Source organism: Magnetospirillum sp. ME-1, assembly GCF_002105535.1.
Classification (GTDB): Bacteria; Pseudomonadota; Alphaproteobacteria; order Rhodospirillales; family Magnetospirillaceae; genus Phaeospirillum.
Genome location: NZ_CP015848.1, coordinates 2,681,511 through 2,696,324, shown reverse-complemented (window position 1 = coordinate 2,696,324; position 14,814 = coordinate 2,681,511). Strand labels below are relative to the sequence as shown.

Below are 14,814 nucleotides of genomic sequence, written 5' to 3'. Positions count from 1 at the left end.
TCTCCCACCCGTAATTCATATCAGGGTAGACCGATTTCTACCCTGCCGAAAGGTGGAATGAGGAGATGGTGTCCGTCAGCCAACCCGCAGCACGCCGGCAAAAAACCGCGCCAGGCCCTGGTGATCGTCGAGCGGCAGGATTTCGGCCACATACTGGTCCGGCCTGACGACGATCAGACAGCCCTTGTCCCGGTCGATTCCCCGCATGTGGTAGATGTGCCGGCCGCTCTTGAAATCGGGACAGAACACCTTCTCGTAATCCTTCAGGCCGTATCGGCCCTTGGCCGGAACCAGCAAGGGGTGAAGGCATTCGACCCGCATGTCGCGATGGGGCGTCTGGAACACCGCCCGCAGGTCGATGACGCAATCCACGTCGCCGCCCGGCGGCGTGTGGCGGCGCAGCGGCGAGCCGGAATCGCTTTCCAGGTACTCGCACAAGGCGCGGATGCCGCAATCGGATTCCATGGGCTCGGCCCGGCCGGCGAAGGCGAAGACGCGCCAGCGACCGTCCGCCTCGATGCAATGGCCCAATTGCATGGGTTTGGCGTCGGCCAGCCGGATGACCGGGGCCGAGTGAAAGCGCATGCCGAGGATCTGGCCCCTGGCCAGATGCTGGTGCGCACCGTCGCCCACCAGGGCCGAAGGCTTGTACCGGGTTGCCGTTCCGGCAGTGAAACGACCGAATTGGGTGAAGTAGCGTTGAAACTCGGCGGGGTCGACGCCGTCGGGATTGTCCGCCGATTTGGGCTTGGCGCTGAACATCCGCGCCAGTTCCCGGTCGAAGTCGATGAGCTGGCGGGCGATGTCCTGGCGTTCCGCCGAATAGCTGAGCAGCAAATCGGCATCGGCCCGCCCAATCAGCACATGGGCCAGCTTCCAGCCCAGGTTCCAGGTGTCGTTGACCGAGGTGTTGAGCCCCTGCCCCGCCTTGGGACTGTGGGTATGGCAGGCGTCGCCGGCCAGGAACACCCGGGGGCTCCGGCCGGGTTCGGAATCGTCGAAGGCGGTGGTCAGGCGCTGGCCGATCTCATAGACGCTCCACCAGGCCACCTCCTTCACGTCGATGGCATAGGGCCGCATGATGCGCTTCGCGGCGGCGATCAGATAGTCGGCTGTAACACTATCGCGGGAAATACGCTGATTTTCCTGCAACTTATCAAGCTCGATATAGAGCCGCACCATGTACCCGCCCTCGCGCGGGATGATCAGCATGTTGCCTTCGTTGGCGGAATGGATCACCGCTTTCAGCCGGATATCGGGGAAATCGGTCACCACCAGCACATCCATCACGCCCCAGGCCTGGTTGAGGGCGTCGCCCACCAGTTCGCGGCCGATGGCCTGGCGCACCGTGCTGCGCGCCCCGTCGCAGCCCACCACATAGCGGGCCCGGACCGTTTCCAGGGTCTTGGAGGTCTGGGAATGGGTCACCGCCCGCTCGAAGGTCAGGGTGACGGGATAATCGGCCGCGCCCTGTGCCACCTCCAGACCCACCAGCTTGCGGGAATAGTAGGGCTCGATCCTGGCCGGGCCTTGGCGCATGACGTCGAGGAACATGTCGTGGATGCGCGCCTGATTGATGATCACGTGCGGCATTTCCGACAGGTCGTCCTCCACGTCCTGAATGCGGTCGCTGCGCATGATCCGGGTGGGCAGGTCGGGATCGGGCTTCCAGAAGGTGACCTCGTTGACGCCATAGGCTTCCTGGATGACCTGATCGGCGAAGCCGTAGGCCTGGAACATCTCCAGCGTGCGGCACGCCATGCCGTCGGCCTGGCCCACCAGCAGCCGGTCGTCCTTCAGATCGGCGATACAGGTCCTGATCTGAGGGAATTTCGCCAACTGGGCGGCCAGATTGAGCCCGGCCGGGCCGCAGCCGACGATCATCACGTCCACCTCGGCGGGCAGGGGACGCTTGATGGGCGGCGGCACCACCCTGTCCTGGGGATCGGCGAAGCGGGGATCGCCGGGGTGGAATCCGTCTTGATGGAACTGCATGCGCGTCTCCCTTGACCGATTCCAGTGAAGCACAGTTGGTGTCGGCGGACCAGGGACAGGGAACCGTTCCCGGTGAAGCAGCAAAAAGGGCCGCGGAAATCCACGGCCCTTTCACGCCATTGGCGTTACGGCGACTTCAAGCGACCATGGTCACGCGCCGCAGCACTTCTTGAACTTCTTGCCCGAACCGCAGGGGCAAGGATCGTTGCGGCCGGCCTTGACCGCCACCCGGCGCTGCTCCACCGGCGCGCCGCCGATGCGGCCCGAGACGTAGTACCAGCGGCCGTCCTCGCGCCGGAAGGTGGACAGCTCGCGATGGGCCTCGTTCTTGCCGTCCATGCGGAAGCGGGCGGTGAAATCCACCGTTCCCTCGGTCTCGCCTTCCCCGCCGCCGCTGGTGCCGTGAATGGTCAGGCCCAGCCACTGGGACGACTTGGCCCACTTCTCGGTCTCGGCGCGATGAAAGTCGCCACGCTCGTCGGGCGCCAGGGTGTCGTGCAGATAGTCGATGGCCGCCACCGTGAAAGCGGCATAGCGCGAGCGCATCAGCGCTTCCGGATTGGGCGGCAGGGCCTTGCCCAGGATGAAGGGTTCGCAGCAGGATGCAAAGGTCTGGCCGGAGCCGCAGGGACAGGACGTCATTCAGAACTCGATCAGGTTGGAGAATGTGAAGATGCCGATGACGGCGGCCAGATAGAAGGCCCCGCCCACGCCGAGCATGAACAGCACGTTGCCGGCGGTGCGCAGCGGGTGCATGTGGCGGTCACGATTGATGCGGTCGATGGACCGGCGCTCGTAACCGCCGACGATGGTGACGAAGTGGCGGCCCCCGAAGAAGGGAAAGGTGATACGGATGTTGATGGGATGCTTGCGCCAGCTGATGGGCTTGGCGGCGTTCCACAGGGCGGCACGCTGTTCGGCGGTGAAGGATTCGACCACGTCGTCCGGCAGATTGGCCAGCAACGCATCGAGCGAATCGTTTTGTTGTTCCGACGCCATCCCTCGCCTCCCCCGGATTCTTCCGTGCCGCCCGCCCTATACTACAAAGGCGGGCGGCGTCTTCATAGAGGGGAGATTGGGGTGTCCTTCAGCCCCTCAAGCGCCGGGCGCGGGCTGATAGCCCGCTTGGCTTCCGCGGCATAAGCCGCGCGGCCCCCTGGGCCTACACCGTGTCCAGATCCTCGACCGACCGGTCGGGATTACGCGACAGGCGGGCCAGGACGTCGTCCAGCTGTTCCAGCGAGCCATAGGAAATGGTCAGTTCCCCGCCCTTGCCCAGCGAGCGGATCGCCACCTTGCAGCCCAGCTGCGAGGTCAGGTCGCGTTCCAGCGCCGCGATGTCCGGGTCCTTGCCCGAACCGGCGGGGCGGCCGCCATTGCTGGGCTTGGCCTTGCCCTCGTCGTTGACCAGCTTTTCCGTCTGGCGGACATTGAGCGCCCGGGCCACCACGTCACGCGCCAGGCGCAGCGGGTCCGCCGCCGTCAGCAGGGCGCGGGCGTGACCCGCCGTCAGCTCGCCCCGTTCCAGCATGATCTTGACCGGATCGGGAAGCGCCAGCAGGCGGATCATGTTGGCCACGTGCGAGCGCGACTTGCCCACCGCCTTGGCCAGTTCTTCCTGGGTATGGGAGAACTCGTCCATCAGGCGGCGATAGCCGTCGGCCTCTTCCAGGGGCGACAGGTCCTGGCGCTGCAGGTTCTCGACCAGCGCCACTTCCAGGGCCTCGCGGTCCGAAAGCTCGCGGACGATGACCGGAACCTCGTGCAGCTTGGCCCCTTGCGCCGCCCGCCAGCGGCGTTCGCCGGCGATGATCTCGAAGCGAGCCGGATTGCCCGGCAGGGGGCGCACCAGCAGCGGCTGGAGGATGCCCTTTTCCCGCACCGAGTCCACCAGATCGGCGATGCGATCCTCGTCGAAGGTGCGGCGCGGCTGGAACTTGCCCGGCTGGAGATGCTCCAGCGGCATGGTGCGCAGGCCCTTGATGGCCGCCTGGCCTTCCGGTCCGGCCGCCGCCGCGCTGGTCACCGCCGCGATGGCCGAAGCCGCGTGATCGCCCAGCAGGGCGGACAGGCCGCGCCCCAGGCCTTTTTTCTTTTCGTCAGCCAATTTTTTAGGCCCTCAATTCCCGTTCGCGCTTCAACACTTCCGAGGCCAGATTGATATAGGCCTCGGCCCCCGTGCATTTCATGTCGTAGAGCAACACCGGCTTGCCGTGGCTGGGGGCCTCGGACACCCGGACGTTGCGCGGAATCACCGTCTTGTAGACCTTGTCGCCGAAATACTCGCGCACGTCGGCGGCCACCTGGTCGGACAGGTTGTTGCGCTTGTCGAACATGGTGAGGATGATGCCCTGCAATTCCAGCTCGGGATTGAAGGCCTGACGCACCCGTTCGATGGTCTTGATCAGATGGCTGACGCCTTCCAGGGCGAAGAACTCGCATTGCAGCGGCACCATCACCGCATTGGCCGCCACCAGGGCGTTCAGGGTCAGCAGATTGAGCGATGGCGGGCAGTCGATCAGCACGTAGTCGTAAGCCGAAAGCGACCCGGCCAGGGAGTCCTTGAGGCGGTGCTCGCGGCGCTCGAACTCCACCAGCTCGATCTCGGCGCCCGACAGGTCGATGCCCGACGGCACCAGGGAGAGCCCGGGAATGGAAGTAGCGATCACCGCGTCGGCCAAGGCCGCCTCGCCCAGCATCACATGATAGGAATTGACGTCGCGCTCGGACCGGTCGACGCCCAGCCCGGTGCTGGCGTTGCCCTGGGGGTCGAGATCGATGATCAGCACCGTCTTCTTGGTCGCCGCCATGGCGGTGGCCAGATTGATGGCGGTGGTGGTCTTGCCCACACCGCCCTTCTGGTTGGCGACGGCGATGACGCGGGCGCTGCTACGGCTGGGCTCGGCCACGGGATACCTCACGCAGATGAAGGACAAGACCGCCGGGATTGGTGAGCGAAGGCACCCGGCTCGCCGTGATATTCCATTCTTTCGCACTTGCGGTCAATTCGTCTTCCGCCCCCCTACCCTTCAGGAAGAGACATTCTCCCCCCGGGGCGAGATGGGGAAAGGCCCAGCCCAGCAGCCGGTCCAGCGGCGCCAGGGCGCGGGCCGTGACCACGTCGGCGCCCAGGGGCGGCACCTGTTCGATGCGCCTGTTGACCACGGTGACCGGCGTTTCCGTCACCCGGGCCACCTCGCGCAGGAAGGCGCATTTGCGCCCGTCGCTCTCCACCAGATGTACGTCGGGGGCCCCCATCACCGCCAGCACCAGGCCGGGAAAGCCGGCGCCGCTGCCCAGGTCCACCAGCCGTTTGGCGCTTGGGGGTATCAGCGCAAACAGCTGGGCGGAATCGAGGACGTGCCGCGACCACAGGTCGGGCAGGGTGTCGGGTCCCACCAGATTGATGCGGGCCTGCCATTTAACCAGCAGCTCGGCATAGAGCGTCAGGCGCTCGAGTGTTTCACGTGAAACACCAGATTTCGTTAGAAACTCGTCTGGACCCACAATCCGATTCCCCATGCTGTGGTGTGTTTCACGTGAAACACCAGATCTAGGCGGTCCGCTTCACATGCCCCAACAGAGCCATCACCGCCGCCGGCGTGATGCCGGGAATGCGCGCCGCCGCCGCCAGGGTCGCGGGCCGCGACGCCTTGAACTTCTGTCGCACCTCGTTGGACAGCGACCCGATGGCGTCGTAATCCAGATCGGCGGGCAGGACCAGCCCCTCCTCGCGGCGATAGGCCCGGATGTCGGCCTCCTGCCGGTCGAGATAGCTGGCATACTTGCCCTCGATCTCCAGCTGCTCGACCACACAGGCGGACAAGCCGCCAAGCTCGGGCCACACCTGGGCGAGACGGGCAAGATCGAGATCGGGATAGGCCAGCAGATCCCAGGCGGAGCGAACCACGCCATCCCGGTTGATCTCGAGACCCTGCCGGCGCAGCATGTCGGGCGAGGCCTTGAGGCCTCGCAGCAGCGCCCTGCCCCGCTCCAACCCCGCCGACTTGACCATGAAGGAGGCCCAGCGCTCCGAACCCACGCAGCCCGCCTCGCGCCCCTTGGGGGTCAGGCGGAGGTCGGCGTTGTCGGCCCTGAGCAGCAGCCGGTACTCGGCCCGCGAGGTGAACATGCGGTAGGGCTCGCTGGTGCCGAGACTCACCAGATCGTCGACCATCACGCCGAGATAGGCGTCGGCCCGGTCAAGCACCAGGGGCTCGGACCCCGCCACCTTGCGCGCCGCGTTGAGCCCGGCCAGCAGACCCTGGCCCCCCGCCTCCTCGTAGCCGGTGGTGCCGTTGATCTGGCCGGCCAGGAACAGGCCTTCCACGGCGCGGGTCTCCAGCGAGCGGTGCAGCGCCCGGGGATCGACGAAATCGTACTCGATGGCATAGCCGGGACGGATCACCCGGCACTGCTCCAGGCCGGGAATGGTGGCGATCATGGCCAGCTGCACGTCCTCGGGCAGCGAGGTGGAAATGCCGTTGGGATAGACGGTGTGGTCGTCCAGCCCCTCGGGCTCGAGGAAGATCTGGTGGCGCTCGCGGTCGGCGAAGCGCACCACCTTGTCCTCGATGCTGGGGCAATAGCGCGGCCCGGTGCTCTGGATCTGGCCGGAATACATGGGGGCGCGAGCCAGATTGGCGCGGATGATGGCGTGGGTCGCGGGCGTGGTGGCGGTGATGCCGCAGGCCACCTGCGGCGTGGTGATCCGTTCGGTGAGGGTGGAGAACGGCACCGGCGGATCGTCGCCCTCCTGGCGATCGAGAGACTCCCAGTCGATGGTCCGCCCGTCCAGTCGGGCCGGGGTGCCGGTCTTGAGCCGGCCCAGCGGCAGCCCTGCCCGCTCCAGCGCCAAAGACAGGCCCAGCGACGGCGCATCCCCCACCCGCCCGGCGGGCCAGGTCTTCTCGCCCAGATGGATCAGGCCGCGCAGGAAGGTGCCGGTGGTGATCACTACCGCGCCGCAGGAAAGGGTCGAGCCGTCGGCCAGCTCCACGCCGTTGACCCGTCCGTCCTCGATCACCAGATCCTCGGCCGAGCCTTCGAGCAGGGACAGGTTGGCGGTCTCGTCCAGCAGGGCGCGCATGGCGAGGCGGTAAAGCTTGCGGTCGGCCTGGGCGCGGGGTCCCTGCACCGCCGGTCCCTTGCTGCGGTTGAGGATGCGGAACTGAATGCCGGCCCGGTCGATGACGCGGCCCATCAGCCCGTCCAGGGCGTCGATCTCGCGCACCAGTTGGCCCTTGGCCAGACCGCCGATGGCCGGGTTGCAGCTCATCTCGCCGATGGTTTCCAGCCGCTGGGTGAGCAGCACGGTGCGCGCGCCGAAACGCGCCGCCGCCGCCGCCGCCTCGCACCCGGCATGGCCCGCCCCGATCACCACCACATCGCAAGAGCTTGTTTGTTTCACGTGAAACACACCATATCTAGGGGGAGTCACTTCCCGATGCAGAACTCACGGAAGATGACGTCCAAAACTTCGTCCACATCCACCCGGCCGGTGATCCGCCCCAGCGAGCGCGCCGCGAGACGAAGGTCTTCGGCCGCCATCTCCACACCCAGTTCCGGGTTGAACCGTCCCAGCGCATCCACCGCCTCGGCCACCGCTTTGCGGTGACGCTCGCGGGTCAGCAGCGGGGCCGAGCCCACGGCGAAGCGGCTTTCCACCATCCCGGACAAGGCGGCGACCAGCTCGTCCACCCCCTCCCCCCCCTTGGCCGACAGGGTCAGGACCGGGTGTCCGGCGACAGAATCCGGCACCGCGCCCGCCATCAGGTCGCGCTTGTTGAGCACCACCAGGGTGGCGTCGTCTATCATTTCCAGCGTGGCGGCGTCCAGATCGGGATAGAGAGTCCCGTCGAAGACGCAGAGCCTGAGATCGGCCCCCGCCGCCCTGGCCTCGGCCCGGCGCACCCCCTCGCTCTCGATCTCGCAATCCGACTCCCGCAGGCCGGCGGTGTCGGCGACGATCACCGGCCAGCCCGCCAGATCCAGATGCACCTCGATGACGTCGCGGGTGGTGCCGGCCTGGGCCGAGACGATGGCGGCGTCCCGCCCGGCCAGCCGGTTCAGCAGGCTGGACTTGCCGGCATTGGGCGCCCCCAGGATGGCGATGTGAATGCCGTCCCTGAGACGCTCGCCGCTGCGGCGCCCGTCCAGATGGCCCGCCATCTCGGCCCGCAAAGAGCGGACCTCGGCCACCGACTGATCCAGCAGCGTGTCGGGGATGTCCTCGTCGGCGAAGTCGATCACCGCTTCCAGATGGGCCATGGCGCGGATCAGGCCCGCGCGCCATTCCTCCACCAGCCCGGCCAGACCGCCGTCCAGCTGCCGCAAGGCCTGGCGCCGCTGGGCGGACGTCTCGGCATCCACCAGATCGGCGATGGCCTCGGCGCGGGTAAGATCCAGCTTGCCGTTGAGAAAGGCCCGGCGCGAGAACTCGCCCGGCTCGGCGGGGCGCAGGCCCAATTCGCCCAGCCGCCGGGTCAGCGCGGCGGCCACCGCCCGACCGCCATGCAGGTGCAGTTCGGCCACGTCCTCGCCGGTAAAGGAATGGGGCGCGGCGAACCACAGGACCAGACCGTCGTCGATCACCTCGCCCGACCCGTCCCGGATGCGGGCGCGCACCGCCTTGCGGGGTTGGGGCAGGGTCTTGCCGGTCAGGGCGACAAGCGCTTCGCCCGTCCCCTCGCCCGACAGCCGCCACACCGCCACGCCGGCGCGCCCCGCGGCGCTGGCAAGGGCGTAGATGGTGTCGGACATGGGATGATGGCCGTCAGGGCTGGGCGGCGAGCATCAGACGCTCGACCCGGCCGCCCTTGACCACATGGGTGTCGAGGATCTCGTCGATGTCGGCGATGGTGTTGAAGCTGTACCAGATGCCCTCGGGATAGATCACCATCACCGGCCCCTGGCCGCAGCGGTCGAGGCAGCCGGCGGAATTGATGCGCACATCCTTGAGGCCCAGCTTCTTCTGCGCGTCCTTCATGTGCTCGCGCAGGGCTTCCGACCCCTTCTGGGCGCACGAGCCGCGCTTGTTGTCCTCCGGACGGCGGTTGGTGCAGATGAAGACATGGACCCGGAAGAAGTCGGGCGGATCGCTGGGCAGACGGCTCACTCTCACTTCTCCTTGGAACGCTGTCCGCCCGAGGCGAACTGGGACCAGAACATCTTCTGCAACTGCTCCATGCCCTGGACGCCGGCGGGCAGCCAGACCTTCAGCATGGTCTCGGGCTCCATGGCATGCAGGCTGGCGGCCATCTGGTCCTGGATCTGCTTCATCAAGGCTTGCTGCATGGGCTGGACGTCGGGCAGGCCCAGAAAGGTCCGCGCCTCTTCCGGCGTGCAGTCCACATCCACGGTGATCTTCATGTCGTCCTCGTCTTGCGCTCGGCCCCCATCCACCCAAACTAAGCATTAGCCTCTTCGGGCGCAATGTCCCGCCGTTCAAGGATCAAGGAATGTCCCATAATCGACTGGCCGCCGAGACCAGCCCCTATCTGCTGCAGCATGCCCACAACCCCGTCCACTGGTGGGCCTGGGGGCCGGATGCCCTGGCCGAGGCCAAGCGCGCCAACAAACCGATCCTGTTGTCGGTGGGCTATTCCGCCTGTCACTGGTGCCACGTCATGGCCCATGAAAGCTTCGAGGACGAAGGCATCGCCGGGCTGATGAACCACCTGTTCGTCAACATCAAGGTCGATCGCGAGGAGCGCCCCGACCTGGACGCGCTGTACCAGAACGCCCTGGCGCTCATGGGCCAGCACGGCGGCTGGCCGCTGACCATGTTCCTCACCCCCGACGCCGAGCCGTTCTGGGGCGGCACCTACTTTCCCGCCACGCCGCGCTATGGCCGGGCCGCCTTTCCCGACGTGCTGGAAGGCATCGCCCATACCTTCCACAAGGACCCGGAAAAGATCGGCCACAATGTGGAGCGCATCCGGGGCGCGCTGGAGCAGATGGCCCGCTCGCCCGGCCCCATGGGCTTGGACATGGAGGTGGTCGATCTGGCCGCCACCCAGTGCCTGCGCCTGATCGACTTCGAGGATGGTGGCACGGTGGGCGCGCCGAAATTCCCCCAGCCCGGCCTGTTCCGCTTCCTGTGGCATTCCTATTTGCGCACCGGCAATTCCAGCCTTCGGGACGCGGTGACGGTGACGCTGGACCATATCTGCCAGGGCGGCATCTACGACCACCTGGGCGGCGGCTTCATGCGCTATTCCACCGACGACACCTGGCTGGTGCCCCATTTCGAGAAGATGCTCTACGACAACGGCCAGCTTCTGTCCCTGCTGACCCAGGTATGGAAGCACACCGGATCGCCCCTTTACCGCGCCCGCATCTTCGAGACGGTGGGTTGGCTGTTGCGCGACATGATGGCCGAGGGTGGCGCCTTCGCCGCCGCGCTGGATGCGGACAGCGACGGCGAGGAGGGGCTGTTCTACACCTGGACGTCGGAGGAAATTTCCGCCCTGCTCGACCTCGACACCGCCTCCGAGTTCTGCAAGCTCTACGGCGTGCAGCCCCACGGCAATTGGGAGGGGCGCAACATCCTGCACCGCAACCACCCCAGGGGCGGTGGCGACGATGGCCCGCTGGCGGCGGCCAAGGCGGCGTTGCTGGCCGAGCGCGACAAGCGGGTGTGGCCGGGCCGCGACGGCAAGGTGCTGGCCGACTGGAACGCCATGATGATCGCCGCCCTGGCCGAGGCGGCGCTGGCCTTCGACCGCCCCGACTGGCTGGCCGCCGCCGAGCATGCCTTCGGGATCATTACCGAGAAGATGACCCGTCCCGACGGACGCCCGGCCCATTCCCTGTGCCAGGGCCGGGCCGAGACCGCCGCCGTGCTCGACGATTACGGCTGGGCAATCCTGGCGGCGCTGGCGCTTTACGAGATCACCGCCCGCCCCGATTACCTGGACCGCGCCAAGGCCTGGGCCGGACAGGTTCACGCCCATCACTGGGACAAGGACGGCGGCGGTTACTTCCATTCCGCCGAGGACGCCACCGACGTGGTGATCCGCACCAAGCCCACCTTCGACTCGGCGGTGCCCAGCGGCAACGGCATGATGGCCGAGGCCCTGGCCCGGCTGTGGCTGGCCACCGGCGACGAGGCGTGGCGCGAGCGTTCCCAGGCGGTGATCGATTCCTTCGCCGCCGCCATCCCGGAGCAGATCCCCCACATGACCTCGCTGCTCGGCGCCTTCACCATCCTGGCCGAACCGCTGCAGGTGGTGATCGTCGGGCCCCTGGACGATCCCGGCGGCCTGGCCCTGCTCGGCGCCTTCGCCGCCACGCCGCTTCCCCCGGTCTCGCTGCTGCGCGTCGAGGACGGCACCTGCCTGCCCCCGGGCCACCCGGCCCACGGCAAGTCGCTGGTGGAGGGAAAGGCGGCGGCTTATATTTGCCGGGGCTCCACCTGCAAGGCACCGGTCACCGATCCCAAGCGACTGGCCGCCCTGCTCAGCGAGAAGTGACCGCCGCCATGCCGCAGCTTGCCTTCAACTCCCCCATCGGGCCGCTGGCCCTGTTCGAGGCCGATGGCGCCATCGTCGCCGTGGATTGGGGCTTTTTGCCCGAAAACGACGAGACGCCGTTGCTGCTCAGGGCCCGCGACCAGCTCGAGGAATATTTCGACGGCAAGCGCACCGATTTCGACCTGCCGCTCGCCCCCCACGGCACGGCGTTCCAGCAAAAGGTCTGGGCGGCGCTGGCGAAGATTCCCTTCGGCCAGACCCGAAGCTACGGCCAACTGGCCGAGGAACTGGGCACCGCGCCGCGCGCGCTGGGCGGCGCCTGCGGCCGCAATCCCATTCCGGTGATCATTCCCTGCCACCGGGTGCTGGCGGCCAATGGCGCCATGGGCGGCTATTCCGGCATCGACGGCGTCGAGACCAAGGAATTCCTGCTGCGTCACGAAGGAGTCACCCTCAAGTGAAAAGTCACGCCATCCGCATCCACCAGCCCGGCGGCCCCGAGGTCATGGTCTGGGAAGAGGTCGAGGTCGGAACCCCCGCCACCGGCCAGGTACTGCTGCGCCACACCGCCGTGGGGCTCAACTACATCGACGTCTATCACCGCACCGGACTTTATCCCGCGCCGCTGCCCTTCACCCCCGGCCTGGAAGGCGCCGGTGTGGTCGAGGCGGTGGGTGACGGCGTCACCGAGTTCAAGACCGGCGACCGGGTGGCCTACGCCAATCCGCCCCTGGGGGCTTATGCCGAAATGCGCCTGATGCCCGCCGACCGGCTGGTGAAGCTGCCCGACGGCATCGACGACCGCCAGGCCGCCGCCATGATGCTGCAGGGTATGACCGCCCAGTATCTGCTGCGCCGGACCTACCCTGTGCAAAAGGGCGACACTATCCTGATTCACGCCGCCGCCGGCGGTGTCGGCCTGCTGGTCTGCCAATGGGCGAAGCACCTGGGCGCCACCGTGATCGGCACGGTGGGATCGGAGGAAAAGGCCGAGCTGGCCAGGGCGCACGGCTGCGACCATCCCATCCTCTACAAATCCGAGGATTTCGTCGCCCGGGTGCGCGAGATCACCAAGGGCGAGGGCGTGCCGGTGGTCTACGATTCCGTGGGCAAGGATACCTTCCTCAAGTCCCTGGACTGCCTGCGGCCGCTCGGCATGATGGTGTCGTTCGGCCAAAGCTCGGGCAAGGTCGAGCCTCTGGACACCGGCCTGCTGGCGGCCAAGGGCTCGCTGTTCCTGACCCGGCCCTCGCTGATGGCCTATACCGCCAAGCGGTCCGATCTGGTGGACTCGGCCAACCAGCTGTTCGAGGTGGTGCAAAAGGGCGCGGTCAAGGTGGAGATCAACCAGACCTATGCCCTGAGGGACGCGCCCCGGGCCCATGGCGATCTGGAAGCGCGCAAGACCACCGGCTCCACTCTCCTCTTGCCGTGAGGGCCCTTCCGAAAGGATAGTAGTCTCCGGGTTCGGGGTTCACCCGGGGTTGGAGGGAAGGCGTGTCCAAGATCGGCAATGTGATGGTGACGGTGGTCAGTCTGGCCTGGATGGCCTGGGCGGGCTGGGACCAGTTCGCCAATCTTCCCGCCGGCACGGTGGAAAACCACTCGTCGGAGACGGTCAAGGAACGGCTGCGCGACTGCTCGGGCACCTTCAAGCAACGCTATGAATGCAAGAACCAGGTGGTCATCGACACCGACCGCAATTCGTTCTTCAACATGCTGGGCCGTATCGCCATCGTGGTGGTGCCGCCCATGCTGCTGGCCGGCGGCATGCATCTGTGGCGTCGGCGCTCCGACGACGACGGCCCTTCGGATGATCTGTTGAGCCAGAGCCACCGCCGCCATCACCGGCGCCGGACATCCGGGCATCATTGAGACATGAAAAATACGCCGGTCTTTTGACCGGCGTATTTCTTTCTCCGTCGTCATGGCCGGGCTTGACCCGGCCATCCATGGACCCCCGGATCAAGTCCGGGGGTGACGATATTGGTTTGGATTCTACGAATTCATCGCTTCGAAGAAGTCGCCGTTGTTCTTCGAGTGCTTGAGCTTGTCCACCAGGAATTCCATGGCGTCGACCACGCCCATGGGCATCAGGATGCGGCGCAGAACCCACATCTTGGACAGGATGCCCTTGTCCACCAGCAGCTCTTCCTTACGGGTGCCCGACTTGGTGATGTCGATGGCCGGGAAGGTGCGCTTGTCCGAGAGCTTGCGGTCCAGGATGATTTCCGAGTTACCGGTGCCCTTGAACTCCTCGAAGATCACCTCGTCCATGCGCGAGCCGGTGTCGATCAGGGCAGTGGCGATGATGGACAGCGAGCCGCCTTCCTCGATGTTGCGGGCCGCGCCGAAGAAGCGCTTGGGACGCTGCAGCGCGTTGGCGTCCACGCCGCCGGTCAGCACCTTGCCCGAGCTAGGCACCACGGTGTTGTAGGCGCGCGCCAGACGGGTGATGGAATCCAGCAGGATCACCACGTCGCGCTTATGCTCGACCAGGCGCTTGGCCTTTTCCAGCACCATCTCGGTGACCTGGACGTGGCGCGACGCCGGTTCGTCGAAGGTGGACGAGATGACCTCGCCCTTCACCGAGCGGGCCATGTCGGTCACTTCCTCGGGCCGCTCGTCGATCAGCAGCACGATCAGATAGACCTCGGGGTGATTGAGCGAAATGGCGTGCGCCATGTTCTGCAGCATCACGGTCTTGCCGGTCCGCGGCGGGGCGACGATCAGGGCGCGCTGGCCCTTGCCGATGGGGGCCACCAGATCGATCACCCGGGTGGTGAGATCCTTGCGGGTGGGGTCCTCGATCTCCAGCTTCAGCTTCTCGTCGGGATAAAGCGGGGTGAGGTTGTCGAAGTTGATGCGGTGGCGGACCTTTTCCGGGTCCTCGAAATTGATGTTGTTGACCTTCAAGAGGGCGAAATAGCGCTCGCCGTCCTTGGGTGCCCGGATCTGGCCATCCACCGTGTCGCCGGTGCGAAGGCCGAAGCGGCGCACCTGGCTGGGGCTGACATAGATGTCGTCGGGACCGGGAAGGTAGTTGGCCTCGGGGCTCCTGAGAAAACCGAAACCGTCCTGCAGGATCTCCAGCACGCCGTCGCCGTAGATGGGCGTGTCGTTGTCGGCCAGCTGCTTCAGGATGGCGAACATCATGTCCTGTTTGCGAAGCGTGCTGGCGTTTTCCACCTCCAGCTCTTCGGCGAAGGCCAGGAGTTCGGCCGGGGTCTTCTTCTTCAGGTCCTGCAAGTGCATGGGAGAAATCCGTACAGATGGATATTCCGCGCGATCGATCGGACTTAAGGTGGGGCGGGTCCGAACTGGAGCGGACCGGCTGCCGATC

General features: G+C 66.5%; 15 protein-coding genes. 4 read left to right on the top strand and 11 right to left on the bottom strand.

The window, feature by feature from the left end; all coding sequences use genetic code 11:
* Positions 1–75: 75 nt before the first annotated feature.
* The 10 genes from WV31_RS12825 to WV31_RS12780 all read right to left on the bottom strand — a co-directional run bounded on the left by WV31_RS12825 (position 76) and on the right by WV31_RS12780 (position 9,366).
* Positions 76–1,995, bottom strand: coding sequence for an FAD-binding monooxygenase (locus tag WV31_RS12825; protein WP_085373929.1), 1,920 nt, complete (start codon positions 1,993–1,995; stop codon positions 76–78).
* 150 nt (positions 1,996–2,145) lie between these two features.
* Positions 2,146–2,637: a YchJ family protein gene (locus WV31_RS12820; RefSeq protein ID WP_085373928.1), complete on the bottom strand. Its 492-nt coding sequence runs from the start codon at positions 2,635–2,637 to the stop codon at positions 2,146–2,148.
* The gene (locus WV31_RS12815) at positions 2,638–2,994 is read right to left on the bottom strand and encodes a hypothetical protein (RefSeq protein WP_085373927.1); all 357 of its coding nucleotides are present in this window, start codon (positions 2,992–2,994) and stop codon (positions 2,638–2,640) included.
* Positions 2,995–3,157: 163 nt separating this feature from the next.
* Positions 3,158–4,102 carry a ParB/RepB/Spo0J family partition protein gene (locus WV31_RS12810; RefSeq protein WP_085373926.1) on the bottom strand — a complete coding sequence of 315 codons (945 nt, stop codon included), beginning with the start codon at positions 4,100–4,102 and terminating at the stop codon, positions 3,158–3,160.
* A 4-nt stretch (positions 4,103–4,106) separates the two neighbouring features.
* Complete coding sequence (locus WV31_RS12805; protein WP_085373925.1) at positions 4,107–4,904, bottom strand: ParA family protein; 798 nt, start codon at positions 4,902–4,904, stop codon at positions 4,107–4,109.
* Positions 4,885–5,502, bottom strand: a complete 618-nt coding sequence (gene rsmG / locus WV31_RS12800) for a 16S rRNA (guanine(527)-N(7))-methyltransferase RsmG (RefSeq protein WP_145980864.1) — start codon at positions 5,500–5,502, stop codon at positions 4,885–4,887. Before rsmG ends, WV31_RS12805 begins: the two co-directional genes overlap by 20 nt.
* A 46-nt stretch (positions 5,503–5,548) precedes the next feature.
* Entirely contained in the window at positions 5,549–7,405 is a 1,857-nt protein-coding gene (mnmG, locus tag WV31_RS12795; protein WP_442915440.1) for a tRNA uridine-5-carboxymethylaminomethyl(34) synthesis enzyme MnmG, read from the bottom strand.
* A gap of 26 nt (positions 7,406–7,431) precedes the next feature.
* Positions 7,432–8,757: a tRNA uridine-5-carboxymethylaminomethyl(34) synthesis GTPase MnmE gene (mnmE, locus tag WV31_RS12790; protein ID WP_085373922.1), complete on the bottom strand. Its 1,326-nt coding sequence runs from the start codon at positions 8,755–8,757 to the stop codon at positions 7,432–7,434.
* 13 nt (positions 8,758–8,770) lie between these two features.
* Entirely contained in the window at positions 8,771–9,112 is a 342-nt protein-coding gene (locus tag WV31_RS12785) for a (2Fe-2S) ferredoxin domain-containing protein (RefSeq protein WP_085373921.1), read from the bottom strand.
* A gap of 2 nt (positions 9,113–9,114) precedes the next feature.
* A complete protein-coding gene (locus tag WV31_RS12780) occupies positions 9,115–9,366 on the bottom strand; it encodes a DUF6489 family protein (protein ID WP_085373920.1) in 252 nt (83 codons plus the stop codon).
* A gap of 89 nt (positions 9,367–9,455) precedes the next feature.
* Between WV31_RS12780 and WV31_RS12775 the strand changes: the two genes are divergently transcribed.
* The 4 genes from WV31_RS12775 (at position 9,456) to WV31_RS12760 (ending at position 13,346) form a co-directional block, all read left to right on the top strand.
* Positions 9,456–11,471 carry a thioredoxin domain-containing protein gene (locus WV31_RS12775; protein ID WP_085373919.1) on the top strand — a complete coding sequence of 672 codons (2,016 nt, stop codon included), beginning with the start codon at positions 9,456–9,458 and terminating at the stop codon, positions 11,469–11,471.
* A gap of 8 nt (positions 11,472–11,479) precedes the next feature.
* The gene (locus WV31_RS12770) at positions 11,480–11,932 is read left to right on the top strand and encodes a methylated-DNA--[protein]-cysteine S-methyltransferase (protein ID WP_085375567.1); all 453 of its coding nucleotides are present in this window, start codon (positions 11,480–11,482) and stop codon (positions 11,930–11,932) included.
* Positions 11,929–12,906 carry a quinone oxidoreductase family protein gene (locus WV31_RS12765; protein WP_085373918.1) on the top strand — a complete coding sequence of 326 codons (978 nt, stop codon included), beginning with the start codon at positions 11,929–11,931 and terminating at the stop codon, positions 12,904–12,906. The genes WV31_RS12770 and WV31_RS12765 overlap by 4 nt, the downstream gene beginning before the upstream one ends.
* Positions 12,907–12,968: 62 nt before the next feature.
* Complete coding sequence (locus WV31_RS12760) at positions 12,969–13,346, top strand: hypothetical protein (RefSeq protein ID WP_085373917.1); 378 nt, start codon at positions 12,969–12,971, stop codon at positions 13,344–13,346.
* Positions 13,347–13,469: 123 nt separating this feature from the next.
* On the opposite strand, the gene rho is transcribed toward WV31_RS12760, so the two are convergent.
* The gene (gene rho / locus WV31_RS12755; protein WP_011386897.1) at positions 13,470–14,726 is read right to left on the bottom strand and encodes a transcription termination factor Rho; all 1,257 of its coding nucleotides are present in this window, start codon (positions 14,724–14,726) and stop codon (positions 13,470–13,472) included.
* Positions 14,727–14,814: the final 88 nt, after the last annotated feature.